Origin of the sequence: Salinactinospora qingdaonensis, assembly GCF_039539445.1 — a bacterium.
Classification (GTDB): domain Bacteria; phylum Actinomycetota; class Actinomycetes; order Streptosporangiales; family Streptosporangiaceae; genus Salinactinospora; species Salinactinospora qingdaonensis.
Window position 1 is genome coordinate 64,555 of the sequence record NZ_BAABDD010000013.1, and the last position, 26,098, is coordinate 90,652.

Here is a 26,098-nt window from a genome sequence, read left to right on the forward strand (position 1 = left end):
CTCGGGTGGCCCGACGAGACCGTTGCCCAGTCCCCAACCGGCCCCGGCGGCGAGCCCGTCCCCAACCGAAAGGCACCGCGATGACCAACCCCTTCGACGAGACTCCCGGCCGCTACACCGTCCTGGTCAACGCCGAAGGCCGGCACTCGCTATGGCCGGACTCCTCCTCCGTACCGGCGGGCTGGACCGCCGTTTACGGCCCGGCTGAGCGCGAAGCCTGCCTGGAGTACGTGACTGCCCACTGGACCGATATCAGACCTGGCGGCACTCCCGCCGGCAGGGGCGCCTCCTGACCACGGGCTGCCCCGCGCCCGAACACTCCCTCACCACCCCCACCTGCCAATTCGCCATCGAATGGAGCGACGCCCCATGGCCAACTCGACCAGATCGGCCTTCGAAGACATCAACGTCGACCACATCCGGTTCTACGTCAACGACATCGCGGCGGCCCAGGAGTGGCTCGTCGACGGCTACGGTTTCGCCGTACAGGCCGGCACCGCTCCGTCGGAGACCGCCGCCGAGGCCCGCTCGGTGGGCCTTGGCCGGGGACGCATCCGGCTGGTCCTCACCGAGCCCCTGCTCAACGACCACCCCGGCAGAGCCTACGTCGAGCGCCACGGCGACGGGGTGGCGGACATCGCGCTGCGCGTGCACGACGCCACCGCGGCGTTCAACGAGGCCATGAGCCGGGGGGCGCGTCCGGTCGCCCCGCCTGTCAACCATGGCGGGATCGTCACGGCGACGATCATGGGCTTCGCCGACGTGGCGCACACCTTCGTCCAGCGTTCCCCGGAGGCGGAGGAACAGCCGCTGCCCGGCCTGCGTCCGGCCGACGACTCGGCCGCACCGGGCTGGGACTCCGGGCTGCGCGACGTCGACCACTTCGCCGTGTGCCTGGAAGCCGGGCAGTTGGACCCCACGGTGGAGTTCTACGAACACCTCCTCGACTTCGAGATGGTCTTCACCGAGCGCATCGTCGTCGGCGCCCAGGCCATGAACTCCAAGGTGGTCCAGAGCCGCTCCGGCGCCGTGACGCTGACGCTGATCGAGCCCGACGTCTCGCGCGAACCGGGACAGATCGACGGGTTCCTCAAGAACCACGGCGGCGCCGGTGTGCAGCACGTCGCCTTCACCGCCGACAGCATCGTGGAGTCGGTGGGGGCGATCAACGCCGCCGGCATCGACTTCCTCAACACCCCTGAGACCTACTACAGCATGCTCGCCGATCGGCTGACGCTGTCTCGGCACTCCGTCGACGACCTGCGCAGGCTCGGCATCCTCGTCGATGAGGACCAGGACGGCCAGCTCTTCCAGATCTTCTCCCAGAGCATCCACCCCCAGAAGACGTTCTTCGTGGAACTCATCGAACGGATGGGCGCCCAGACCTTCGGCAGCGGCAACATCAAGGCGCTCTACGAGGCCGTCGAAGCCCAGCGGGCCCAGGACGGGGACGCGGCATGAGCGAGGGCGACGGCCCCGATCCGACCCCGACGCACCACCGACCGAAGGGCAGCACTCCATGAACGCCACCGACACCCCCCACGCACCGAACGCCCCGGAGCACGAGGTCGAGCTCTCCTTCAGCCAGGAGTTCCTGTGCATGTTCGCCGGAGAGGGCGAGGTGGGGCCCTTCGGCCCCATGTACCACGTGGTCCGCGGTTGGCGGCTGCACGGCGAGGTCGACATCGACACGCTGCGCGCGGCGCTGGGCGACGTGGTGACCCACCACGAGGCGCTTCGCACCTCGATCGTGCGCGAGGGCGGAGGCGGGTATCAGCGCATCCTGCCTCCCAGCCCGCCCGATCTGCTGGTGCGCGATCTCGACGGCGCCCCCGAGAACCGCGAGGAGCAGGTCGAGGAGTTCCTCAACGAGGTCGAGTCCTTCCAGCACAGTGTCCGCGACATCCCCTTGCTGCGCGCGGCTTTGGGACGCTTCGACGACCGTGACGCCGTCCTCGCGCTGCTGGTCCACCACACGGTGGCCGACGGCTGGTCCCTCTTGCTGATCATGCGTGACCTCGCCGCCTGTTACGCCGCCCGCAGGGGCTACGGCGGACCCGACCTGCCCGAGATGCGCCAGTATCGGGAGTACGCCAAGTGGCAGCGCGACACCGTCACTGAAGAGACCACGGCCGGCCCCCGGGAGTACTGGCGCGCCAAACTGCAAGGCGCGCAAATGCTGCCGCTGCCCACCGATCGCGCCGAGCCCGACACCGCGCTGGGCTCCACCGCCACCCACCGGTTCCTGATCGACCCGGAGCTCACGGCCGCCACCCTGCGGTTCGCCGTCGCCGCGCGAAGCTCGCCCTTCATGGTCTTGCTCGCCGCCTACAACCTCCTGTTGTGGAAGCGCACGGGCACTCCCGACGTCGTCGTCCCCACGATCAGCTCCGGCCGGGGAGATGCCCGATTCGAGAACACGGTGGGGCCGTTTTTCAACTTCATCCCGCTGCGAACCGATCTCACCGAGTGCCAGACGCTGCGCGACGTCGTCCTTCGCTCGCGTTCCACCTGCTTGGAAGCCCAAACCAACGACATCCCGTTCGCGAAGATCCTGGCCGAGGCCCCCGACATCATGGCTCCGGCCGCCCAGCCTGGGGTGGCCGTCTCAGCGATCCAGGTCTTTCAGCACCCCTTCACGATGGAGGCGGAAACGGTCGGGGACGTCCAGTACTCCGAGGTGCGCAAGAGGCTGCTTTCCCAGTCGGTCAGCTCCGACATTCCCAACGGGGTGCTGTGGACGCTCGATATCGACTCCTCCCAGGGGATGTTCGGCAACATCAAATTCAACAAAGGCGAATACGACGACAGCACGATCGGGGAAATGGTCGAACAATTCCGCGAGATCCTGCGGACGCTGGTGACCGATCCCGACGCATCCATCAAGGAAGTCTGAGCGCCACGTCGCCCTCACTCTCCCCGGACCACCGTCCCTTCATTCACCATTTTCCCAGTACAGGATCATCGCCGGGAACATGTGAAAACAATTCCGCTGCGGTGAACACCATCCAGAACAAAGGGGGGACCATGCGTCCTTTCACCATTGAGATTCCACAGGCCGACATCGACGACCTCAAGAGCCGGATCGCCAACACTCGCTGGCCCGACGGCCTGCCCGACGTCGGCTGGAGCCGCGGCGTGCCGCCGGAGTACCTCAAGGAGCTGGCAGAGTACTGGCGCACCTCGTACGACTGGCGCGCGGTCGAGGCGCGGTTGAACCAGTACCCCAACTTCATAACCGAGATCGACGGCGAGGACGTGCACTTCATGCACGTTCGCTCGCCCGAGCCGGATGCGCTGCCGCTGCTGCTCACCCACGGTTGGCCCGGATCGGTTGCGGAGTTCCTCGACATCATCGGCCCCCTCACCGACCCTCGAGCCCACGGCGGCGACCCCGCGGACGCCTTCCACCTCGTCATCCCCTCCATCCCCGGCTACGGCTTCTCCAGCCCCCTGCGCCAGACCGGTTGGGACACCCACCGCATCGCCAAGGCGTGGGCCGAGCTGATGCGCCGCCTCGGCTACGAGTCCTACGCCGCCCAGGGCGGCGACGCCGGCTCGGTGATCTCCCTTGAGTTGGCCCGGGTCGCCCCCGAACACGTCGTCGGCGTTCACCTGAACATGCTCATGACGTTTCCCTCCGGCGACCCCGAGGAGCTGGCCGGGCTCAGCGAGTCCGACCAGGCGCGCCTCGCCGCGCTGGGGCGCTTCGACACCGAGCTCTCCGGCTATATGAAGGTCCAGGCCACCCGGCCGCAGACTCTGGCCTACGGCCTCACCGACTCTCCGGTGGGCCAGCTCGCCTGGATCGTGGAGAAGTTCCTGGAGTGGACCGAGGCAGAGAAGGCGCCCGAGGAGGCGGTCGACCGCGACCTGATGCTGACCATCGTCACCATCTACTGGCTCACGGCCACCGCCGGCTCCTCGGCGCAGTTCTACTACGAGGGAGCTGAGGCGATGAGCCACGCGGTGGCCGGAGAGGTGCCGCCGCCGGTCGCCGCACCAGTGGGCGTGGCGGTGTTCCCGAACGACATCTTCTTGCCGGTTCGCCGGATCGCCGAACGCGACATCCCGACGATCACCCACTGGACCGAGTTCGATCACGGCGGGCACTTCGCCGCGATGGAGCGGCCCGCCGCACTCGTCGACGACGTCCGCACGTTCTTCCGCTCACTGAAGTGAGCCGAGCACGGTCCAGCACCCGAGGCGCAAGAGCCTTCGGGACGGCGCCCTCCGACGAGAGCCGCGCGGCGACCTCCTGGGCCGACCCCTTTTCCCGCACCGTTCCCATGTCCCGCAACCGAAATCGGGGAGACACCCTTGGCGAACAAATGTCCCTTCACACTCGACACGACCGGCCAGGACATCCACGGCGAAGCCGCGACCCTGCGCGAGCAGGGACCCGCCGTCCAGGTCGAGCTTCCCGGCGGGGTATTGGCGTGGTCCCTCAACAGCCACGCCGCCATCCGGCAGGTGCTGACCGACCCTCGCGTGACCAAGAGCGCCCGCAACCACTGGCCGGCCTTCATCAACGGCGAGATCCCCCCGGACTGGGAGATGATCAGTTGGGTCGCGATGGACAACATGGTCACCGCCTACGGTAAGGACCACGTCCGGCTGCGCAAGTTGGTCGGCAAGGCGTTCACCCCCCGCCGCACCGAGGCCATCCGGCCGCGCGTCGAGGAACTGACCAACCAACTCGTCGACGCCTTGGCCGCCACGGAGCCCGGCGAGGTGGTGGACTTGCGCGAGAAGTTCGCCTACCCGCTGCCCGCCCGCCTGGTGGCCGACCTGATCGGCATGTCCGAGGAGGCCCGCGCCAAAACCGCCAGCGTCATCGACATGATGGTCGACACCACCGTCACCCCCGATCAGGCCCAAGAGATCCTGCTCGGTTGGCGAGGGGCGATGGAGGAGCTGATCGCCGCCAAGCGCGAGTCGCCGGGCGAGGACATCACCAGCGACCTGATCGCCGCCAGAGACGAGGACGGTTCCCGGCTCTCCGAGGCCGAGTTGACCGACACCATCTTCGCCATCCTCGGCGCCGGCTCGGAGACCACGATCAACTTCTTCGACAACGCCATCACCGCGCTGTTGACCCACCCCGAGCAACGGGAACTGGTCACCAGCGGGAACGCCTCGTGGGACGATGTCATCGACGAAACGCTGCGCGTGGAGTCGCCGCTGGCGCACCTGCCGCTGCGCTACGCCGCCGAGGACATCGAACTGGACGGCCTCACCATCCCGAAGGGTGACCCGATCCTGGTCAACTACAGCGCTGTGGGGCGCGACCCGGCGCTCAACGGCGCCGAAGCCGACCACTTCGACATCACCCGCACCGACAAAGGCCATCTCTCCTTCGGCCTCGGCCCCCACTACTGTCTGGGCGCCGGTATCGCCCGCCTGGTGGCGCGCGTGGGGCTCGCCACCCTGTTCGAGCGTTTCCCCGACATGACGCTGGCCACCCCCGCCGAGGGGTTGCAGCCCCTGCCGACCTTTATCATGAACGGCCACCGCACACTGCCGGTGCGGCTGACCTCTCCGGTTCCCGCCGCGGCCGACGCCGCTTGAGTCCCTGCGACCTGAACCGGCCGGCGCCCCGCCGGCCGGTTTCTTTTCGGCTCACCCGCCCGCTGGCGGGTGCCGCTGGTGAGCCGCGCTGCCGGCCCTGCCGCTCCCGCGGCCGATCGCGGTAGGCGGCGGGCCGCCACTGTCGACACCCATGGCGCGCCCGCCAAGCCACCGCCCCCTCACCCGCTCCCCCTGTGTGGCGGCGCAGCCGAAAAAGGCGGCGGTGCCGGGCTTTTCCCGGCACCGCCGCCCCGCGGGTGGGCGCGGTCCTAAGCGTCCACGGCCCGCTTGCCCCGCTGTGCGGAGGCCGACGGCTCGCGGCGGCCTCTGGCATTGCGCAGCACGCGCAGTATCATCGCCGGCCGCATGAGGGTCTCCGGCGGATCGATCAGACCCGCCACCCGCATGAACGCCCGCGTCAACTGCCCGTCGCGCGTGGCCGCCGACCGCAGCAGCGACATGTAGGCGTTGGCCATCCGCACCTTCAAGGGGCGTTTGCCCGCCACCTCCGGGAAGTCCAGATCACCTCCCGCCGAGATGTCCCACGGAGCGTCGAGGGCATCGGAGACGTCGCTGAGAAAGCGCATGGGCTGGGGCGGCCGGCCCTGCCGCAGATGCTTACGCAGGATGGTCGCCTCGATCGCGGCCACGGTCATACCTTGCCCGTAGACCGGGTTGAAGCTGCACACCGCGTCCCCCACCACCAGCAGTCGGTCCGGGAACTGTTCCAACCGCTCGTAGTGGCGTCGCACGCTCGCCGGATACCGGAAGGAGACCGGGTCGTTGAGGGGCTCGGCGTCCCGGATCACCTCGTAGACGTCGGGGACCTCCAGCGAACGCACGAAGTCGAGGAAACCCTCGGGGTCGGCCGGCGGGCTGTCACCGAGAACACCGGTGAGCGACAGCACGCACCGACCGTTCTCGATGCGGGAGAAGAACGCCCCCCGCCGATGGGAGGGCGTCGACACCGGGTTGATCGACAGATCGCCGTTCAACGCCTCCTCGGAGCGCAGCCGGTAGTGCCGGGTGGTGTAGGTCAGGTCGATTTTGACCCGCTCCTCCTCGGGGCGCCGGTAGCCCATCTCCTCTAGCCACACCGGAGTCCGCGACCCTCGGCCGCTGGCGTCGACGACGAGCGCGCCCTCCAGCACCTCCTCGTCGCCGCCTGACCGTGGCTGCACCCGCACCCCGGTCACCCGGTCGCCCCGCGGTGTCGTCGTCAGTCCGACGATGTCGCGCTGCTCGGCGAACGCCACATTGGGCAGTGCGGCCACCCGGTCGCGGACCTGTTTTTCCAAGACCGGCCTGGCAGCGGAGACGCAGACCAGGCCAGTGCTGGCCGGCTGGAGCCGGCGTCCGTCGAAGAACCAGCGCAACTCGCCGAGGTCCCCAGTGGGCACGCCGGCCGCGACGGCTTCCTCGGTGAAGCCGGGAAACAGTTCGTCCAGGATCTGCTGGCCGCGCGCCAGCAGACCGTGGACGTGGTGACCCTGGGGTACGCCGCGCCGCGCCTCGGTGACGCCGAGCAGTTTGTCGCGGTCCACCACCAGTACCCGCGAGTACCAGTCGGAGAGCACACGCGCCGCGAGTAGCCCCGCCATGCTCCCGCCCAGTACGATCGCGCGATCTTCCGTGGAGTCGTCCATCGTGGTAGCTTCCCCCGTTCTCAGCTCAGGCGGCATCGCGCGGACTGTTCTGGTAGGCGGCGAGCTTCCACTCGCCGTTCTCCTTGACGACCACCCACGAAGCCCGGATGGCGCGCTCGTCGGAAACCTCGCTCTCTCCGGGAGCCAAGACGCCGCCCTGGGTGACCACCACCCCTGCCGTGCCGTTGAAGAGCCGGATGTCCAGGGGGTCTCCAGTGACCTGGGTGCCCTTGAACTGTCCCGCGAACGCAGCCGCCATGAAGGAGCGGATCTCGTCGCGTCCCTTCCGGTACAGGCCGGGCAGGATCATCGTGGCGTCCTCGGTGAAGACCTCGGCGAACGCCTCGGCGTCATGGGCTTTCCAGGCAGCGACGATCCGCTGCGGGAGGTTGGCCACCGCCGCTTTGTCGGCCTCGGAGGGGGCGGTCATGGCTGCGGGGGAGTTGTCGATGCTCATACTTGTCTCCTTCGCTGAACAGGGGGAGATGCACACGCGGGGCGCCACGCGCTTGAGGCGGCCCTAGAGGTAGAGGGTGTTGGGCTCCAAGCCGCACAGGACACGCCCGTACAGCTCGGTGTTGGTGTTGGGGTGCATGAGGGCGTGGAGGTTCACGGCCTGCATGTCGCGCGAGATCCGCTGCATCGCGACGTCGTTGTAGATCGACGAACCGCCGCTCGCCGTGGCCAGGGTGTCAACGGCCTCCTTGCCAAGGCGGCACACCGCGCCGAGGTCGGCCCGCGCGCGCACCCGTTCCTCCACGGTCCAGGTCGCGTTCTCGACACCCTTGGTGTCCACCATCTCCGCCAGGCGGTGGGCGTGGAACTCGGCTTCGTCGATCCGCATCGTGGCCTCGGCGACCTGGAAGTGGGTCAGGGGTGCTTCGGCCTGGCTCGTGTAGTTGGTGTAGGTGATCGTGCGCTTGGGCATCCGCTCGAAGAACACGTCCCGAGCGGCCTTGGCCATCCCCAGGACCGCACCGACCGAGGACGCCGATGCCACCGGCAGCAGCGGAACGCGGTAGATCGGGGAGCCGGTGTTGTGCGCGGAGGCGGACTGGCCTTGCAGTACGGCGCCCAGCGGGAGGATGCGCTCAGAGGGAACGAAGACGTCCTCGGCCACCGTGCTGACACTTCCCGTGCCCCGCATGCCCGAGGTGTGCCAGTCGTCGATGATCCGCAGCTCCGACATCGGCACCAGCGCCATAACGGGCGCCGGTTCGCCGTCGTCACCGGGCATAACCGCGATGATCTCCTGCCAGTGGCTGTGGGGCGCCCCGCTGATGAACCCCCACTTGCCGTTGACGACGGCCCCGCCGTCGACCGGGGTGGCCATCCCGCCCGGGCTCAGCGTCCCGCACACCCGCACATCGGGGGTCGAGAACACCTCGTCTTGGACCTCGTCGGGAAACAGGCAGGCCATCCAGGTCGGAATCCAGTACACCGACGCCGTCCAAGCCAGCGAGCCGTCGATCCTACCCAGTTCGGTGGCCACGTCCACCAGGGAGCGGGTGTCGCACTCATAACCGCCGTAGCGCGCGGGCACCCGCATCTTGAAGATCCCGGCCTCGGCCAGGTCCGCGATCGAGTCGTCGTGGGCGCGCCTGTTCTCCTCCGACCAGGCTGTTCTGGCTTGCAGGGTGGGCGCCAGGTCCGAGACGCGGCGGACCAGCTCCTCCCGCGTGGGCTGTTCGGTGGCCAGCACCATGTCTGTCCTCCTCAGGGAATTCATGCGAAAGAATCGAAAGCGCGCGCCGTGCGCCCCGCCGCCTGTGGCGGAAAAGGACCGCGAGAAGCGTCGCCCGGAGTGCGCTTTTCAACGGCGTGGCATGCCGCGAAAAAGCGACGTGTGGTCGCCGATATCTGGGGACAGCAGTCGTCGATTCGGTAGTGCTGAAGATTCACTTGACCGTGAACCGGAGGAGCTCCTTTCCGCGCTCGGTAGACACGACTGCGATCCTTCGTCGATGCTCCCTAAGACCGTCCCACCGATCCCGGCAGGCGTGCGTCTCCTCGATTGCGACTTTTCTCGGAGATGGCGCGGAAGTGGAATGCACAGCGTCGCTCCGGTGTTTTCTTTCGGATTGCCCTTCAGGGCGGTGTTACTTGTCTGGCCATCTATGTCGTTGCTATTAATCGTTTGGTAGAGCCGAGTGACCCAGTGCCTCCCGGCCGTAGCGACGACAAGAAAGAAAACACCGTTCCGGAGGTGGCGAAACGTCTAAACGTCTCGTTTCCGTTCTGGGGCGACACAAGAATCCGCCGGGCGAGCAGTCGCGGACGGCAGTCTCAGCAGCCAGACCGCGCGACAAGACCGACTCGGAGAAACGCAATGAGTGGCGATCATTTCTATGACCATGCTTAGGGGTAGACAATGCGGTTGTTGTTCCGCGGGGCGACGGTCGTTGTGGCGCTCGCCGTCATCGCCGTGATGGGCGCGTTCACCGTCCGACCCTCGCCGACCGAAGCCGAGGCCGCCAAAATGGCCGAGCCCTACGGCTTCGACGTTCTCGACCTGAATTCGGCACCCCCTGACGCCGCCTACGAACGTCAGGTAGCCCCGGCGCTGGAGCACTTCCGCGGCTGGATCTCCGCGGTCGGCGCCTCCGTCGCCCTGGCCGACCTCCGCGGTTTGGGCCAAGCCGCCGACGTCTGCCTGGTCGATCCGCGCGATGACAGCGTCACGCTGCGGTCGGCCCCCGGCAGCGGTGCCCCCGAATACCCGGTGGTCGAACTGGTGCCCACCGGCCTGCCCTACGACGACACGATGGCCCCCATGGGGTGTGTCCCGGCCGACTACGACGAGGACAGCGACACCGATTTCCTCATCTACTACTGGGGACGCTCCCCGGTGCTGTTCATGAACACCGCCGGCCCCGACCAGACCCCCGACGCGGCTGACTTCACCGCCCACGAGCTGGTCGAACCCATGCAGGTGTGGAACACCACCGCCACCAACATCGCCGACATCGACGGCGACGGCCATCTCGACATCCTCGTCGGCAACTACTTCCCCGACGGCGCCCGAGTGCTCGACCCGGAGGCCGACGACGACCACCGCATGGAGATGCAGCAGAGCATGAGCCTGGCCCGGAACGGGGGCCGCAATCAGCTCCTGCTGACCACCCCCACCGGCGAACCCGACACCCCGCCCACCGTGGTCGACGACAGCAACGCGCTGCCGCGCAAGGCCACGACCGCATGGACCCTGGCGATCGGGTTCCAGCACCTCACCGACGACATGCTGCCCGAGATCTACCTCGCCAACGACTTCGGCAACGACAGCCTGCTCGTCAACCACTCCGAGCCCGGGCAGGTGGAGCTGGACCTGGTACGCGACGACCGCGACATCACCGAACCCAAGTCCAAGGTGCTGGGCAACGGGTCGTTCAAGGGGATGGGCGTCACCTTCACCTACCCCGACGACGCCGAACTCCCGACCATCGTCGTCAGCAACATCACCTCTCCCTACGCCCTGCATGAGAGCAACTTCGCGTTCGTGCCCACCGGCGAGGGCTCCCAGTTGCTGGAGGGCGAAGTCCCCTACCACGACGACAGTGAACCGTTGGGACTGTCCCGCAGCGGCTGGTCCTGGGACGTCAAAGCCGGCGACTTCAACAACGACGGCACCGACGAGCTCTTCCAGGCCACCGGCTTCCTGGCCGGTGAGATCGACCGCTGGGCCGAACTCCAGGAGATCGCCATGGGCAACGACCAGTTGCTGAAGCACCCGTGGATCTGGACGAACTTCCAGCCCGGCGACGACGTCTCCGGCCACGAGCACAACCCCTTCTGGGTGCGCGACCCCGAGGGCCGCTACGCCGACCTGGCGGCACCCCTCGGCCTCGACGAGCCCGACGTGAGCCGCGCCTACGCCTTCGGCGACATCAACGGCGACGGTCTCCTCGACGCCGTGCTCGCCAACCAGTGGCAGGACTCGCGGGTGCTGCTCAACCAGGCCCCCGACGCCCGCCCCGGCATCAGCCTGAACCTGGTCACACCGGCCGCCGTCGGCGACGCCCACCGTCCCGCCAGCGGCGCCACGGTCACCGCCCCGCCCACCGGCGATCTGCCACAGCAGCGGCGCCAACTCTTCCCCGGCAACGGCCACGTCGGCGTCTCCGACGACACCCTGCACCTGGCGGCCCCGCGCACCGGCTCGCTGCCGGTCACCGTCGAATGGCTCGCCGACGGTGACGTCCAATCAGCTCAGGTAGAGCTGCCCCCCGGAGACAGCACGGTCGAGCTCAACGACGACGGAACGGCGGTTCTGCGATGACGACAACCCAACCGGGGGGCGTGCCCAGCGCAGCCGAGCACGCTCCCGAGGACAACGCCCCCTCGATAGCGACCCCACCCCCTGAGCACGGCAGTGCCGCGCCGGCCACGCCGCCAGTGGACAAGCGCCTCAAAGCGCTGCGCATGTTCGCGATCTCGATCACCGTCTTCAACGTGCTCGGTCACCTGTTTCTCGGCTTCGAGCAGTCGCCGCTGACCCCCATCGTCGCGGTGCTGGTGGGCTATGTGCTCGACCTGCTGTTGGAGACCCTTGACGCCCGGGCCGACGGCCGCGCCCCCGGCTACACCGGCGGACCACAGCAGTTCGTGGACTACCTGCTGCCCACCCACATCTCCTCGCTGGCCTGCGCCATGCTGCTGTGGGGCAACGAGTCGCTGTGGCCCTACCTGCTCGCCGTGGCCGTCGCCGTCGGCAGCAAATACCTTTTCCGCGTCACCGTGCGTGGCCGCAGGCGCCACGTCCTGAACCCCTCCAACACCGGGATCGCCGTGACGCTGATCCTGTTCCCGTGGGTGGGCATCGCTCCGCCCTACCACTTCACCAACAACACCTTCGGCGCCCTGGACTGGCTGATCCCGCTGGGCATCCTCATGGCGGGCACCATGCTCAACGCCAACCTGACCGGCAGGTGGCCCCTGATCCTGGGGTGGGTCGGCGGTTTCGCCGCCCAAGCCGTCCTACGGTGGCTGGTGCTGGACCACGCTCTGCTGGCGGCGTTGATGCCGATGACCGGCGTGGCATTCATCCTGTTCACCAACTACATGATCACCGACCCCAGCACCACCCCCACCAACCGGCGCAACCAGGTCATCTTCGGGGTGGGCACGGCAGCCGTCTACGGACTGCTGGTCTCTTTCCACATCGTCTTCGGGCTGTTCTTCGCCCTGGTCATCACCTGCGCGGTGCGCGGCGTGATCCTGCTGGCCACTTCCCGGGGCGCCGAGCAGGACTCCACCGGCCGGGCCACGACCGCGGGCACCGGCGGGCAGAGCGCGCCCACCTCCGACACCACCGGCTAAGTGCTGTTTTTTAGAAGCGCGGCGAGGGCAGGCGGCGGGTACACGCGGGTGAGCGTCCCCGCAGGCTGGTGAGATCGCGCAGCGATCGAGGCACGAGCTGACGAAGGCACGCCCGCCGGAGGATCGGTCTCCGGCGGGCGTGGCCGCCGCTTCCGCGATGGGCGACGATGCCCCGCCAACACGACGAAGGCCCGAACCGCTGCTGCGGTTCGGGCCTTCACGCGCCCATGTATGCCGTCATGGAATGGCGGAGGATGCGGGATTTGAACCCGCGAGGGGTTGCCCCCAACACGATTTCCAATCGTGCGCCCTAGGCCACTAGGCGAATCCTCCGCACGCCACTGTACAGGAATCTGCGACCTTCTGTGACACATCGCGCTATGGGGTCGCCCCTCCCCAAGAGCGGGACGAGCCCACCTCAAGCCTCTCGCCTGCCCGTCCGCGCCGACTCCCCGCGGAAGACCGCCTCGACAGAGACCGCGGTCCCGCCGTGGCCGGGTTTACGGCCGACTGTCGCAGCGTCCACGGCCCAAGGCGCGCACACCCCCGCCGGAGGCCGATGAGTGGTCGGGGCTGTCAGTCCAGTTTTCCGACGATTGCGGCGACCTCGCCGGGCATCGACAGGAACGGCGAATGCGAGGCGTCCAACGTCACGACCGAGGTCGGGTTGTCTGGGAAGGCGGCGTCGGCCTCGGCGATGAACTTCTGCTGCAACGCCGGCCGGATGGCCATGTCGCGCGCGCAGGTGACGTAGGTGCGGGAAACCGAGCCCCAGCCCTCCCGGGTCAAGGTGGTGGCGCCGAGGGCGATGCCGGCCGGAGCGTCGGGGCTCAGCAGCCCGATCGCGGCGTCGGCGACGCCGGGGTCCACGTCGCCGTAGAAGGTTTCTCGAAGCCGGCCGCGGTAGTCGGCGTCAGGTGCGGCGGGGTCGAGTCGCAGCGCGCCGATCGCCGTGGGGTCGGCCCGCAGTGAGGGCCCGACGAGTTCCCCCTCGTTCTCGGGCGTTTGAATGTAGGCGATCGCCGGGACGTCGGAGGCCGGCATGAACGCGGCCAGGTACACCGCGTGCGCCACCAACTCGGGCACCTGCTGCACGGCTCGCGTCAGCACGGTGCCGCCCATACTGTGCGCCACCACGGTGACCGGGCCGCCGCGGCCAAGTCGCTCGATCTGCGACGCCAACAGATCGCCCGCTTGGTCGAGGTCCACATCGGCCACGGGCGATGCCTCGGTCGCCAGCGCCTCGGTGTCGAAGGGGCGGGCATTGACCGACTCGGGGCGCCGGGCCCGCAGGCCGTGCCCCACCATGTCCACCGCCAGGCAACAGCGGCCGGTACTCGCGACCTCGGCGATGACCTCGTTCCAGCACCACGAGCCGTGCCAGTAGCCGTGCACGAACAGCACCGGGGTGGGGTCGGCGGGCATCGTCACTCCTTTGCGAAGACCGGCGTCGGCGCCGGGATTACGGCCGTCCCCGACCGAACAGGACTGATGCGCGCTCTGCGGAGGCGAGCCGGCTGGCGAAAAGGATTGTTACACCAGGACACAAACGTGGTCAAGATCACTTCTTGCGGAGTGGTGATAAAGGGGTCAACGGCGCGGCCCTCGGCGTAAGCCATGGTGAGGAACTCGCTCGCTCTTCGGGGGCCGCATCAGGGCTCGGAAGGGCGATGGTCATCCCCCGTCCCCGGCCCACGGGGGTGCGTAGCCGTAGCGGCCGGTCGGCCGCTTTTGGACTACCCGACGCTGTCCGTTTTCCCTTCCGACGGCAGCAGCAGGTGGTCGGCGGCGGTGATGAGCTCGGAGGCATGTGTGGTGTTGGTGCTTTGGGCGGCCAGTCCGATGGCAGCCCAGGCCGTAGGCATGTTCACCCCGGGCGGTACGACCAGGAGGTCGATACGGGTGCCGCTGGTGCTGATCGCGGTGAGCAGGTCGGTCGGCAGAGAGGTGGACCAGACGAGCCGAACCGCGCGTCCGGCCACGTCCAGCAAGTGGGGTCGGCTCGCCCATCCGGTGGCGCCCAGCAGGATGTGGTGGATGGGGCCCCGGTAATCCTCAAGGGCGAGGATGAGGCCGGGCAGCTCGGCCATGGGGATGTTGGAGCGCGGCCACCAGCCGCCGTCGAGCAGGGCGTCGCGGGTGGCTACGGATTGCAGGAGGAGGCGGGGCGTCGACGGTGGCGACTCAGCGGTCACAGGTTGGCGTGGTGCGGGCGTCCGCATGGGAAAGAGTGCTCCTGTCTGGGAGACCGCTCACCGTGTGAGCGGTCCCGGGAAAGTGGGGATGCGCGGTCACCGGCTACGGCCTGCGCACAAGGCGGAGCGGTCGAGACTCCGGGAGCGGGGCGCTTCGACGTCGGTGCGCACGGTTCGCAACGGCTATGGTCCGGTGGAACGCGCGGGGCCTTGCGGGCACGGTAGGAAATCAGTGCGGCGTCTCCCTGGAACGGCCGGAGCGGCGGGCGAGCCTCGCGTGAGGACGCTTTCGTCTCCGGATACCTTCACCCTACGCGAGGGCGGGTAAAGAGCGGGTGATGAGAGGGATGGGCACGCCCTCTGGCCGGGTCGGTACCGCTCGGAAATCACCTGTGCACGGCCGCGCCGTCGGAGCCGCTCCGCGGCGAGAGGTTCGCGCGCCCGCGAGGCGTTTCAGTACTCCAGTTCGGGACGCAGCCTCGCGCCGACCGTGTGGAGGTGGCCCAGCACTTGGGCATAGGAGTTCAGCAGTCCCGTCTCGTGGTAGGTGATGCCGTGTCGGGCGCAGAACGCGCGCACGAGGGGCTGTACGCGGGGCAGGGCGGGGCGGGGCATGGAGGGGAACAGGTGGTGTTCGACCTGGTAGTTCAGCCCACCCAGGGCAAGGTCGGTGAGGCGGCCACCGCGGATGTTGCGCGAGGTCAGGACCTGCCGGCGCAGGAAGTCGACTTTGTCGCCTTTGGCGAATACCGGCATGCCCTTGTGGTTGGGCGCGAAGGAGCACCCCATGTACAGGCCGAAGATTCCTTGGTGCACGGCGATGAAACACACGGCCTGGAGCGGGGAGAGAACGAGGAAGACGATGGTGAGATAGCCGCCGAAGTGCGCCAGGAGCAGCCCGGCCTCGACCAGCTTGGTGCCGCGGGTGGCCGTGGCGCGACCGAACAGGGCACGGACGCCGGCGACGTGCAGGTTGATCCCTTCCAAGAGCAGCATGGGGAAGAACAGCCACGCCTGGCTGCGCGCCAGCCAGACCCCCAAGCCTTTGCGGGCGCGGGTCTGCTCCTCGGTGAAGGCGATCGCGTTGCCGCCGATGTCGGGATCGCGGCCGACCTGGTTGGGGTGGGCGTGGTGTCTGTTGTGCTTGGAGAGCCACCAGCTATAGCTGAGCCCGACCAAGAGGTTGCCGTGCAATCGCCCGATGAGGTTGTTGACACGTTTGGAATCGGATATCTGCTGATGACCGGCGTCGTGCCCGATAAACGCGGTCTGGGTGGTCAGCACCGCGAGGAGTGCGCCGGTCAGCATCTGCCACCATGACGGGCCGATCAGCGCGAACGCTCCCCACCCCGCGGCCATCAGGAGCAGGTTCACACCGATTCTGACCGCATAGGAGGCCGGCCGTCGGTTCAGCAGCCCAGCCGCCTGAACCTCACGTGAGAGCACCGCGTAGTCGCTGCCCCGGCGGGTGGCCGAGGGGCGGCCCGGGACGCTGCGGCGAGGCTCCTCAGTCCGCGAGCCGATGGGATCTTGGTCGAGGGGGGCGCTCACCCCCTGATCCTCCTTGGGAGAAACGGCGACGAGGCCGCCGTCTGAGTGGTCGACGAAGGTCTCGGCCGCCTCTTCCTGGGAGGCGAGGCGCCTGGTGCTCTCGCTCGGGGTAGACCACTTCGCGGTCCCTTGGGACATATGAATGTCTCCTGTTCAAGGCGAATGGGCGAAGGCCGCACGATCAGCGTGGCCTTGACTTTGCCGAACGTCCGCCCTTCCAGGGACATCCGGAAATCGGAGACAGTGGGGCACCTGGGGGTTGGGGCGCGGTGACGGCCGTGCTCGGAAGAACCGACCGCATTCCGCCTATATTTTTTCAACACGCCCTGTAGAGAAAACATTCCTGACCTTCTCCGCGGCCACCGGCCGAGCCGCGCCCGCTGAGTAGGGCGTCCGCGAGGCGAGAGGAGCGGTGTGGAGGTTGGCAGGCGGGGCTGAGCGAGCCGCCTCTCGCGGGACGACGACGTTTTTCGCGCTCGTCTTTTACGCCCGTCGTTTTGCCGGGTGTGGCGGTGCGTGCCCGGCCAGACGAAAGCGCGTTCGGCGCCCCCGCAGCGTGGGAGTGGCGACACTCCGGTCCCGCGTTACCGGAACACGGCGTATGGCCTATAGACTACGAGGCAGACCCCTCGTGCGGCGTCACCTTACGAACCTCCCCAGGGCCGGAAGGCAGCAAGGATAAGTAGGCTCTGGCGGGTGCGCGGGGGGTCCTTTTCGTCTCTCGGCGCGACTCGCGGCTCCCCCTCGCCCGCGAAAGCCCCCGCGAGAACTCGCTCCCGCCGAGCGCGGGGATCTGGCCCCGAGTGTCACCGTGGCACGGTTGAATGGGGCGTGTGGATGCGAGCACCGGTGCGCGAGTCACGCCGGTGACCGCGACGTGCCGGTTCGCGGAGGGAGCAGTGAACGCGCCGTGACCATCGCGCTGTATCGCAAGTACCGGTCGGCGACGTTCGGTGAGTTGCGGGGGCAAGAGCACGTCACCGAACCACTCCGGCAGGCGTTGCGCAACGGTCGGATCAACCACGCCTACCTGTTCAGTGGTCCGCGCGGCTGCGGTAAGACGTCCAGCGCGCGCATCCTCGCCCGCTCGCTCAACTGCGAGAAGGGACCCACGCCCGATCCGTGCGGCGAGTGCGAGCCCTGCGAGGCGCTCGCCCCCAACGGCCCCGGCAGCATCGACGTCATCGAGATCGACGCCGCCTCGCACGGCGGTGTCGACGACGCCCGCGACCTTCGGGAACGCGCGTTCTTCGCCCCGGTGAACTCGCGGTACAAGGTCTACATCATCGACGAGGCGCACATGGTGACCCGCGAGGGTTTCAACGCGCTACTCAAACTCGTCGAGGAGCCCCCGCCGCACCTGATGTTCGTGTTCGCCACCACCGAACCGGACAAGGTCATCGGCACCATCCGCTCGCGCACCCACCACTACCCCTTCCGGCTCATCCCGCCGGGAACCTTGCGGGAACTCCTGGAGGAGGTCCTCACCGCCGAGGGGGTGCCGTTCGAGAGCGCCGCGCTGCCGCTGGTCGTGCGTGCCGGCGCCGGGTCGGCGCGCGACTCGCTGTCGATCCTCGACCAACTGTTGGCCGGCGCCGACGACAAAGGCATCACCCGCGACGGCGCGGTGGCGCTGCTGGGCTTCACCGATTCCGCGCTGCTGGCCGAGATGGTCGACGCGCTAGGCGCCCGCGACGGCGCGGCGGTCTTCGAGCTGATCGACCGCATCATCGAGGCCGGCCACGATCCGCGACGCTTCACCAGCGATCTGCTGGAGCGCATCCGTGACCTGGTGGTGCTCGCCGCGGTACCCGACGCTCTCGACAAGGGCTTGATCAACGTCTCGCCCGACGCGGTCGACCACATGCGCCACCAGGCGAGTTCGATCGGCAGCGTCGACCTCACCCGCGCCGCCGAGATCCTCAACCAGGGGTTGACCGAGATGCGCGGCGCCACCTCGCCGCAGCTACTGCTGGAGCTGCTGTGCTCCCGGGTGCTGCTGCCGGGGGCCGCTGCACAGCCTGGGCGGGCCGGGCAGGCCAGCCCTTCGGGGGGCGACGCCGGCGAGCTGGCAGCCCGCCTCGACCGGTTGGAGCGCCGCCTCGCTTCCGCCGCCACTGCCGCGCCCGCGGCTGCCCCCCAGCCTCAGCAGGCGCCGCAGCCGCAGCAGCCTCCGGCGCCGCCGGCCCCGGCCCCTGCCGGTGAACAGCCCGGCCGCCAACCGGTGCAGCGGCCCGCCCAGCCGGCTCCCGCCGCGCCCGCGGCTGACGACGGCTGGCCCGAGCCCAAGGGGGCCGGCTCAGGGCGTCCCCCAGCTCCCGCCCAGCCCGCGCCGCCGCGCGCCCACTCGGTCGCCGCATCGCAGGGGGACGGCCCGCGCTCCTTCGACGAGCAGTGGCCCACCGTCGTCGAGACTTTGGCGGCTAGCCGTAAGCCGGCCGCTCACGCCCTGGTACGCGACGGGGTGCGCGCGACCACCATCCACGGCCAAACCCTCACTCTTTACTTCGAGCACGAAGGGATGCGTAACTCCTTCGTCGGCGCAGGGCGCGGACGCGACGTCAGCGCCGCCGTCCAACAGGCCTTCGGTTTGGAGGTTCAGGTCGAGGCCGCGGTCGGCGCCCCTGAACCGCTGCCCGTCGCGCAGGCCGCGCCGCCACCGCCGCCTCCGTCCTCTCCCGAGCCTCCGCGGCAGGCGCCGCAGCCGCCCGCCGGCGAGGCGCAGCCCTCGCCTGAACCCACACCGTCCGCCTCGGAAGAGACCGAGCCGGCCGCACCGAGCGGCCCGGCGCATCCGCAGCCGACAGGGCAGGAGACTCCACAGCCCGAGCCGCCTGAGCCCGCCCGGCCCGCCCCGGCCACACAGCAGCCCTCCGCGCCGGCCGCCGGCGCCACGCCGCAGCGTGGCCCCGACGAGCCCGGCGCCCCCGAGCCCGCGGGCTTCTCGTTGCTGCAACGGGAATTGGGCGGCAAGATCATCGACGAGTCCGATACCGACGCGAGTTGAGACCACCGCCGACAGTGGTCATGGCCGCGAACGCGGCGCGCCGGGCCTCTCCCACGTGGCTGAGAGCGCGACGGGTTCCGTGACGAGCGGCTACGCTCGCAGACGTAGCCGATGCGCGTGAGGAGAGACGTTCCAGTGAATTCTGGCGGTGGAATGGACATGCAGGCGATCCTGCAACAGGCGCAGCAGATGCAGCAGCAGCTCATGGCTGCCCAGCAGGAACTCGACGACGCCCAGGTTGAGGGCACCGCCGGCGGGGGGCTGGTTAAGACCACGCTCAACGGCCGGGGCCAGTTGCAAGATGTCACGATCGACCCCAAGGCCATCGACCCCGACGACGCCGGTGAGACCGCGCAGACGATCGCCGATCTGGTGTTGGCGGCGGTGCGTGACGCCGAGCGCGCGGTCGATGAGCTGCAACAGGAGAAAATGGGCCCCCTGGCCGAAGGCATGGGCGAGGGTGGCATGCCCGGTCTGCCGGGGTTCTAACGGCCGGTGCGCACGACCCCGCCCGAGAGCATGGTGGGCCGGCGGCACGCGAGCCGTGACGTCCGGCCGGCGGCCGGACGTCTCTGAGAGCGGCGCCGGCGGCGCGGCCCTCTTCCCCGCAGCGCAGAAGGAGCGGGTCTGCTGGACGGCGCGGCGGGCTACGGTCGCGGGCGGGACGTGGCTGCATTACCGTGGGAGGCGACGCTGACACGGCGAAGGCGAGCAGGCGGGCGATGTACGAAGGCGCGGTTCAGAATCTGATCGACGAACTCGGGCGACTCCCGGGCGTCGGTCCCAAAAGCGCGCAGCGGATCGCCTTCCACCTCCTCGCCGCCGAGGATGCCGACGTCAAGCGCTTGGTGAACGCGCTCGTTGAGGTCAAGGAGCGCGTTCGCTTCTGCTCCGTGTGCGGCAACGTCTCCGAAGAGGAGGAGTGCCGCGTCTGCCGTGACCCGCGCCGCGACGCCGCTGTCATCTGCGTCGTCGAGGAGTCCAAGGACGTCGTGGCCATCGAGCGCACCCGAGAGTTCCGTGGCCGCTACCACGTGCTGGGCGGAGCCATCAGCCCTATGGAGGGTGTCGGCCCCGATGACCTGCGCGTCAAGGAATTGATGACGCGCCTGTCAGATGGTCAGGTCACCGAGTTGATTCTGGCCACCGATCCCAACCTGGAAGGCGAGGCCACAGCCACCTATCTGGCCCGCCTCGTCAAACCCATGGGGCTGAAAATCTCGCGGCTGGCCAGCGGGCTGCCCGTCGGCGGCGACTTGGAGTACGCCGACGAGGTGACACTCGGACGGGCTTTCGAGGGGCGCCGCAGCCTGGAGCTTTAGCGGCCCCTGCCGGGCGCGCCGCACCGGCGGCACAATGAGGTTCCGCCAGGCGTGTCCCGTATCCTCGCCACCCCGCGCTTACCGCCCCGATGATGGGGTAAATCCTTGCGCTGGTACCCACCGTCGCTGGTGACGGGGTGCCGTAACGAACCAGATCGCTACACTTAACGGTTGTCATTGTGATCCCAACTCTTCAGGAGCGCCGACCGTGGCTCTGATCGTGCAGAAGTACGGCGGGTCTTCCGTGGCCGACGCGGAAGCCATCAAGCGAGTGGCCCAACGGATCGTCGCTCAGAAAAAAGCGGGATACGACGTCGTCGTCGTGGTCTCGGCCATGGGCGACTCCACTGACGAACTTCTCGACCTCGCCGAGCAGGTCACACCCCTGCCGCCGGGGCGGGAACTCGACATGCTGCTGACCTCCGGCGAGCGTATCTCCATGGCGCTGGTCGCGATGGCCATTGGCAGCCTGGGATACGAAGCCCGGTCCTTCACCGGCTCGCAGGCCGGCGTCATCACCACGGCCGCACACGGTAACGCCAAGATCATCGATGTCACCCCGGGACGGATTCAGGAGGCGGTCGACGAGGGCGCCATCGCCATCGTCGCCGGTTTCCAGGGGGTCTCCGAGGACAGCAAGGACATCACCACGCTGGGCCGGGGCGGCTCCGACACCACGGCCGTGGCCCTGGCCGCGGCGCTGAACGCCGATGCGTGCGAGATCTACAGCGACGTCGACGGGGTTTTCACCGCCGACCCGCGGATCGTGCCCTCGGCGCGGCGCATCCCGAAGGTCTCCTACGAGGAGATGCTGGAGATGGCCGCCTCCGGCAGCAAGATCTTGCACCTGCGCTGTGTGGAGTACGCGCGTCGCTACGGCATCCCGCTCCACGTCCGCTCGTCGTTCAGCCAAAAGCCCGGCACATGGGTCGTCTCGGAAGTTGAGGAAAGCGAAGGCATGGAACAACCGATCATCTCCGGTGTCGCCCACGACCGGAGCGAGGCCAAGATCACGGTCGTCGGCGTGCCTGACCAGGTCGGTGTGGCCGCCAAGATCTTCAGTTCGCTCGCTGAGAGCGAGATCAACGTCGACATGATCGTGCAGAACGTCTCGGCCGCCTCCACCGCGCGCACCGATATCTCGTTCACGCTGCCGGCCGCCGACGGGCAGAACGCGCTGACAGCGCTGAAGAAGGTGCAAGACGACATCGGTTTCGAGTCGTTGCGCTACGACGACCAGATCGGCAAGGTCTCCCTGATCGGCGCCGGGATGCGCTCCTATCCCGGTGTCACGTCGCGGCTGTTCGACGCCATTGCCGCCGCCGGCATCAACATCGAGATGATCTCCACGTCGGAGATCCGCATTTCCGTGGTCGTCGAACAGGACGCGATCGACGGCGCCGTCGCCGCAGCGCACACCGCTTTTGAGCTCGACTCCGACCAGGTCGAAGCCGTTGTCTACGGAGGTACCGGCCGATGAGTAACCGCCTTCCCACCCTTGCCGTCGTCGGCGCCACCGGCGCTGTCGGCTCTGTCATGCTCGACATCCTCTCCACCCGCGAGAACGTGTGGGGCGAGATCCGGCTGGTGGCCTCCCCGCGTTCGGCGGGCAAGCGGCTCACCGTGCGTGGCGAGCAGGTCGAGGTTCAGGCGCTCGCGCCCGAGGTCTTCGACGATGTCGACGTCGCCATGTTCGACGTTCCCGACGAGGTGTCGAAGGAGTGGGCGCCCGTGGCCGCCGAGCGCGGCGCTGTGGCTGTCGACAACTCGGGCGCGTTTCGCATGGACCCCGAGGTGCCGCTGGTGGTGCCCGAGGTCAACGCCGAGCAGGCCGCCAACCGTCCGCGCGGCATCATCAGCAACCCCAACTGCACGACCCTGTCGATGATCGTGGCCTTGGGTGCGCTGCACCGCGCCTATGGACTCAACGGTCTGGTCGTCGCCTCCTACCAGGCCGCCTCTGGCGCTGGTCAGGAGGGCATTGACACGCTGCGCAACCAGATCGACAAGGTCGCCGGCGATCGTACCCTCGGCGATCGGGCCGGTGACGTGCGCGCCGCGGTCGGGGAGCTGGGACCGTTCCCGGCGCCGCTGGCGATGAACGTGGTGCCCTGGGCCGGCTCACTCAAGGAGGACGGCTGGTCCTCGGAGGAGCTGAAGGTCCGCAACGAGTCCCGCAAGATTCTCGGGCTTGCCGATCTGAAGGTGTCGGCCACCTGTGTGCGCGTGCCGGTGATCACCACGCACGCGCTGTCGGTGCATGCGAGCTTCGACCGCGACGTTGACGCGGACGCGGCCCGTGAGGCGCTGGCCGCCGCACCCGGCGTGGTCGTTCAAGACGATCCCGCCACGGCCGACTTCCCCACGCCGGCCGATGTGGTGGGCACTGACCCCACATGGGTGGGGCGGATTCGCCGCTCGATCGACGATCCGACGTCGCTCGACCTGTTCCTGTGCGGTGACAATCTGCGTAAGGGCGCCGCACTCAACACGGCGCAGATCGCCGAGGTCGTGGCGGCCGAGTTTACTCGGGGCTGACCTCCTCGTTCAGCGGCGGCGGCACCGGGCCCCGGTGCCGCCGCCGCTTTTTCGTGAAACCCCCGACCTAGCAGGAAATTCGCTGTTTCCAAAATTCCTCAAATTCAACTGTTCATCTTTCTATTGAAGATGGAAGTAAAATAAATAATTTCCTCAGGCTTTGCGTTTCGCGCTGTTTTTGCGCTGTCGCGTCGGGCATCATCGCTCTCGGCGACCGAACGAATGCTTAGCGTGTTCGGTGGTCGCTTCTGTTGTTACCCAACTGGGAAGGTATGCACATGCGATTCCTGGGCAAGGCTGCGGCCGTGACCATGGTGACTGCTGCTCTGATGGGCTTTGGGGCGGGGGCCGCCTCCGCCGGCCACAAGGACATCTACAACCAGGACACCAACTACTCGGCCTGTAACGAGGGCAAGAACACGCAGGGTCTGATTGCGGTCGGCCTCAACATCAGCGCGTTGACCAACTGCAACGCCAACTTCCAGGACAACTCGGTGAACAACAACAACTAGTACCCCACCCCGTGCTGCACGTGCGAGTGGGCGGTAAGCCGCCGGTTCGCCGTGTCGGCCGGTTGACGGTGCGCGGGCGCCGCGAGGTCCTCAAGGGGTTCGCGGCGCTTTTTCCGATACTCTCCGTAGTTAAATAATCACTATTAGCCACGCATGGCGATGGCGGTGTCGGTGTGGGACTTGCGGCTGTGGCGCAATCCGCTCGGGCGCGGCCATGCCGGAGGCGCGTGGAATGGCGGTGGGCACGGCCGTGCTCGCACCTCGTTGGGTGGCGATACGGCCATTGCCTCCACCGCCGCCTGAGGTGTCCGCGGCGGCGTCGAGGCTGGCCAAGGCCGGCTGCGGCGGCTTCCGTCCTGTTTTCCTGTGGCCACCTCTGGGTATTGTTACTCTTAGTTGTGGGTCGAACACAAAGAGTGTTCACTCTTCAACTTCTGTCATCACCCGACTAGGGAAGGTATGCATATGCGATTCCTGGGCAAGACCGCGGCCGTGACCATGGCGACTGCCGCTCTGCTGAGCTTTGGGGCGGGGGCCGCCTCGGCCAGCGGCAAGGACATCTACAACCAGGACACCAACTACTCGGCCTGTAACCAGGGCAAGAACACGCAGGGTCTGGTTGCGGTCGGCCTCAACGTCGACCTGCTGACCAACTGCAACGCCAACTTCGTCGACAACTCGGTGAACAACAACAACTAGCACTCTCGGCCGCACTGCGCGCCCGCGTGAACGGGGGGACCCTTAGCCCAGCGCGTGGAGCGGCCAACGGTGCAGCGGGCGCCGCGGGAGCCGCACGGGTCTCGCGGCGCCTTTCGTGGGCCGCCTGTGACCGCCTCACACCGCGCCACCGGTGGCCACGATGGTCTGCCCGGTGATCCAGCGGGCGTCGTCGCTGGCGAGAAACCCGACCACATCGGCGATGTCGTGCGGTGTCCCGGCCCGACCCAGCGGGGTGGCAGCCACGACGGCGTCGACGTGAGGCTGCATCTGTGGCGTGATCCGCTCGGGCGGCGTCACGCCGGGCAGGACAGAGTTGACGGTGATGCGGCGCGGCCCCACCTCTTTGGATAGCGCTACGGCCATCGCTTCCACCGCCGCCTTGGTGCCCGCGGCGGCGCCGAAACCGGCCGGGGCCGACCGGGTGGCCTCCCCGGAGATGGCGATGACACGCCCGCCGTCGCGCAGCCGCCGCGCCGCTTGGCGCATCACCAAGAAGGTGCCTTTGAGGTTGGTGGCGATCATCCGATCGACGTCGGCCTCGTCGAGTTCACCGAGCGGTGCCAAAACGACCAGGCCGGCATTGGCCACGAGGATGTCGACCCCGCCGTTGATCTTCTCCGCGTCGTCGAACAGCCGCTCAACATCTTCGCTGCTGCTGACGTCGCCTTGGAGGGGGGTGGCCAGCCCGCCGTGCGACTCGATCGTGGACACGGTGGCCTGGGCTGCCTCAGCATTGCTGCGGTAGTTGACGACGACATGGGCGCCGTCGGAGGCGAGGCGCAGGGCGATGGCGCGACCGATGCCCCGGGAGGCGCCGGTGATGATCGCGGTGGCCCCGTCCAACGGCCGGGGACCGAACTCGCCCATACCGTTGAGATTTCCGAGGTTGGTGGTCTCCATGTTCTGCAAGGTTAAACGAGTGGCCGCCCCCTGCTGGTAGGCAGCGAGTATCACCGCTGGTGAGCCGGCCGAGACCGGTTTGAGCGCCCTACTCACCGCCGCTGCGTGCGGACCATACTGAGCCGGTAGACCAGACGGCACTGGTCGGTCGCGCCGAGCAGATCCGAGGTTTCCACCGCACGCTCGCCGTTGTAGTGGGTGCGCTCCATCACAATCGCGGGGTCACCGGGCATCCGGTTGAGCAGTTCCGCCTCCGCCCCGCTCAGCGGGCGCACCGTAACCTCCTCGATGACCCGGTCGATACGTATCCCGGCCGCGCCCAGCCGGTCCACCACGCTGAGGTCGGGGTCGCTCTCGCACGGCGAGCGCGTGGTGTTGTAAGTGAGCACGGTCGGCTCCCACGAGACGTGCGCAACGACCGGGAAACCGTCGCGTTCCCCGATCCGCCGGGTGCGGTACAGCGCCTCCTCTTCGCGGATGCCCAGCCGCTCGGCGATGTCGCCACCGGCCGGTTCGGTGATCGTGTCGACCGGCTGCTGGTGCAGCGTCCCCAAGAACGCCCGCGAGGAGTGGTCGGTGCGTGGAAATCGGATGCGTTCGGGCACCTGGCGCACGTAGTAGCCCGCCCCGGGGCGGCTTTCCACGATCCCTTCGTTGATCAGCAGGCGCAGCGCGCGCCGCGACACCTGTTCGCTGACTCCATGGTCGCGGGCGAGCTGAGCCCGGGACGGCAACCGGCTCCCGGGGGACAGTTCGCCGCTGAGGATGGGCTGGCGAAGCGTGTTGGCCAGCCATACGTAGCGTGGCTGCCCATCCACAG

22 protein-coding genes, 1 tRNA gene and 1 other RNA gene are annotated in these 26,098 nt (G+C 68.3%); 15 read left to right on the top strand and 9 right to left on the bottom strand.

Annotation, left to right across the window (positions count from 1 at the left end):
• Positions 1-80 precede the first annotated feature (80 nt).
• The 5 genes from ABD848_RS14845 (at position 81) to ABD848_RS14865 (ending at position 5,571) form a co-directional block, all read left to right on the top strand.
• Positions 81-293, top strand: coding sequence for an MbtH family protein (locus tag ABD848_RS14845; protein WP_344972187.1), 213 nt, complete (start codon positions 81-83; stop codon positions 291-293).
• A gap of 76 nt (positions 294-369) precedes the next feature.
• Positions 370-1,461, top strand: a complete 1,092-nt coding sequence (gene hppD / locus ABD848_RS14850) for a 4-hydroxyphenylpyruvate dioxygenase (protein ID WP_344972189.1) — start codon at positions 370-372, stop codon at positions 1,459-1,461.
• Positions 1,462-1,519: 58 nt separating this feature from the next.
• Complete coding sequence (locus ABD848_RS14855; protein ID WP_344972191.1) at positions 1,520-2,896, top strand: condensation domain-containing protein; 1,377 nt, start codon at positions 1,520-1,522, stop codon at positions 2,894-2,896.
• A gap of 131 nt (positions 2,897-3,027) precedes the next feature.
• Positions 3,028-4,182 (top strand): epoxide hydrolase family protein, encoded by a 1,155-nt coding sequence (locus ABD848_RS14860; protein WP_344972193.1) that lies wholly within the window; start codon positions 3,028-3,030, stop codon positions 4,180-4,182.
• A 138-nt stretch (positions 4,183-4,320) separates the two neighbouring features.
• Positions 4,321-5,571: a cytochrome P450 family protein gene (locus tag ABD848_RS14865; protein WP_344972195.1), complete on the top strand. Its 1,251-nt coding sequence runs from the start codon at positions 4,321-4,323 to the stop codon at positions 5,569-5,571.
• A gap of 269 nt (positions 5,572-5,840) precedes the next feature.
• Here the strand turns inward: ABD848_RS14865 and ABD848_RS14870 are convergent, their stop codons facing one another.
• From ABD848_RS14870 to ABD848_RS14880, 3 genes are all read right to left on the bottom strand, one after another.
• Positions 5,841-7,217 carry an FAD-dependent oxidoreductase gene (locus ABD848_RS14870; RefSeq protein WP_344972197.1) on the bottom strand — a complete coding sequence of 459 codons (1,377 nt, stop codon included), beginning with the start codon at positions 7,215-7,217 and terminating at the stop codon, positions 5,841-5,843.
• Positions 7,218-7,242: 25 nt separating this feature from the next.
• Positions 7,243-7,674: an SgcJ/EcaC family oxidoreductase gene (locus tag ABD848_RS14875; protein WP_344972199.1), complete on the bottom strand. Its 432-nt coding sequence runs from the start codon at positions 7,672-7,674 to the stop codon at positions 7,243-7,245.
• Between the two features lie 63 nt (positions 7,675-7,737).
• Complete coding sequence (locus ABD848_RS14880; RefSeq protein ID WP_344972202.1) at positions 7,738-8,922, bottom strand: acyl-CoA dehydrogenase family protein; 1,185 nt, start codon at positions 8,920-8,922, stop codon at positions 7,738-7,740.
• Positions 8,923-9,588: 666 nt separating this feature from the next.
• Here ABD848_RS14880 and ABD848_RS14885 point away from each other — a divergent pair.
• Together ABD848_RS14885 and ABD848_RS14890 are read left to right on the top strand one after the other, a co-directional pair.
• Positions 9,589-11,493, top strand: coding sequence for an FG-GAP repeat domain-containing protein (locus tag ABD848_RS14885; RefSeq protein WP_344972204.1), 1,905 nt, complete (start codon positions 9,589-9,591; stop codon positions 11,491-11,493).
• A complete protein-coding gene (locus ABD848_RS14890; protein WP_344972206.1) occupies positions 11,490-12,533 on the top strand; it encodes an enediyne biosynthesis protein UnbU in 1,044 nt (347 codons plus the stop codon). Before ABD848_RS14885 ends, ABD848_RS14890 begins: the two co-directional genes overlap by 4 nt.
• Before the next feature lie 245 nt (positions 12,534-12,778).
• Here the strand turns inward: ABD848_RS14890 and ABD848_RS14895 are convergent.
• From ABD848_RS14895 to ABD848_RS14910, 4 genes are all read right to left on the bottom strand, one after another.
• Positions 12,779-12,866: transfer RNA gene (locus tag ABD848_RS14895), tRNA-Ser, on the bottom strand.
• Between the two features lie 243 nt (positions 12,867-13,109).
• Positions 13,110-13,958, bottom strand: coding sequence for an alpha/beta fold hydrolase (locus tag ABD848_RS14900; RefSeq protein ID WP_344972208.1), 849 nt, complete (start codon positions 13,956-13,958; stop codon positions 13,110-13,112).
• A gap of 311 nt (positions 13,959-14,269) precedes the next feature.
• The gene (locus ABD848_RS14905; protein WP_344972211.1) at positions 14,270-14,728 is read right to left on the bottom strand and encodes a DUF5994 family protein; all 459 of its coding nucleotides are present in this window, start codon (positions 14,726-14,728) and stop codon (positions 14,270-14,272) included.
• 453 nt (positions 14,729-15,181) lie between these two features.
• Positions 15,182-16,417, bottom strand: coding sequence for a fatty acid desaturase family protein (locus ABD848_RS14910; protein WP_344972213.1), 1,236 nt, complete (start codon positions 16,415-16,417; stop codon positions 15,182-15,184).
• A gap of 482 nt (positions 16,418-16,899) precedes the next feature.
• On the opposite strand from ABD848_RS14910, the gene ffs reads away from it, so the two are divergent.
• The 8 genes from ffs (at position 16,900) to ABD848_RS14950 (ending at position 24,357) form a co-directional block, all read left to right on the top strand.
• Positions 16,900-16,995, top strand: an RNA gene (gene ffs / locus ABD848_RS14915) — signal recognition particle sRNA small type.
• A 194-nt stretch (positions 16,996-17,189) separates the two neighbouring features.
• Complete coding sequence (locus ABD848_RS14920; protein WP_344972215.1) at positions 17,190-19,286, top strand: DNA polymerase III subunit gamma and tau; 2,097 nt, start codon at positions 17,190-17,192, stop codon at positions 19,284-19,286.
• A gap of 153 nt (positions 19,287-19,439) precedes the next feature.
• Positions 19,440-19,775 carry a YbaB/EbfC family nucleoid-associated protein gene (locus tag ABD848_RS14925; RefSeq protein ID WP_344972350.1) on the top strand — a complete coding sequence of 112 codons (336 nt, stop codon included), beginning with the start codon at positions 19,440-19,442 and terminating at the stop codon, positions 19,773-19,775.
• 233 nt (positions 19,776-20,008) lie between these two features.
• Positions 20,009-20,608, top strand: a complete 600-nt coding sequence (gene recR, locus ABD848_RS14930; protein ID WP_344972217.1) for a recombination mediator RecR — start codon at positions 20,009-20,011, stop codon at positions 20,606-20,608.
• A gap of 208 nt (positions 20,609-20,816) precedes the next feature.
• Complete coding sequence (locus tag ABD848_RS14935) at positions 20,817-22,088, top strand: aspartate kinase (protein ID WP_344972219.1); 1,272 nt, start codon at positions 20,817-20,819, stop codon at positions 22,086-22,088.
• A complete protein-coding gene (locus ABD848_RS14940; protein ID WP_344972221.1) occupies positions 22,085-23,146 on the top strand; it encodes an aspartate-semialdehyde dehydrogenase in 1,062 nt (353 codons plus the stop codon). The genes ABD848_RS14935 and ABD848_RS14940 overlap by 4 nt, the downstream gene beginning before the upstream one ends.
• Positions 23,147-23,424: 278 nt before the next feature.
• Entirely contained in the window at positions 23,425-23,658 is a 234-nt protein-coding gene (locus tag ABD848_RS14945) for a hypothetical protein (protein WP_344972223.1), read from the top strand.
• A 459-nt stretch (positions 23,659-24,117) separates the two neighbouring features.
• On the top strand, positions 24,118-24,357 hold the full coding sequence (locus tag ABD848_RS14950) for a hypothetical protein (RefSeq protein ID WP_344972225.1): 240 nt from the start codon (positions 24,118-24,120) through the stop codon (positions 24,355-24,357).
• A gap of 135 nt (positions 24,358-24,492) precedes the next feature.
• On the opposite strand, the gene ABD848_RS14955 is transcribed toward ABD848_RS14950, so the two are convergent.
• Both ABD848_RS14955 and ABD848_RS14960 read right to left on the bottom strand, forming a co-directional pair.
• Positions 24,493-25,278 carry an SDR family oxidoreductase gene (locus tag ABD848_RS14955; protein ID WP_344972228.1) on the bottom strand — a complete coding sequence of 262 codons (786 nt, stop codon included), beginning with the start codon at positions 25,276-25,278 and terminating at the stop codon, positions 24,493-24,495.
• Positions 25,279-25,370: 92 nt separating this feature from the next.
• Entirely contained in the window at positions 25,371-26,096 is a 726-nt protein-coding gene (locus tag ABD848_RS14960) for a GntR family transcriptional regulator (RefSeq protein WP_344972230.1), read from the bottom strand.
• Positions 26,097-26,098 lie beyond the last annotated feature (2 nt).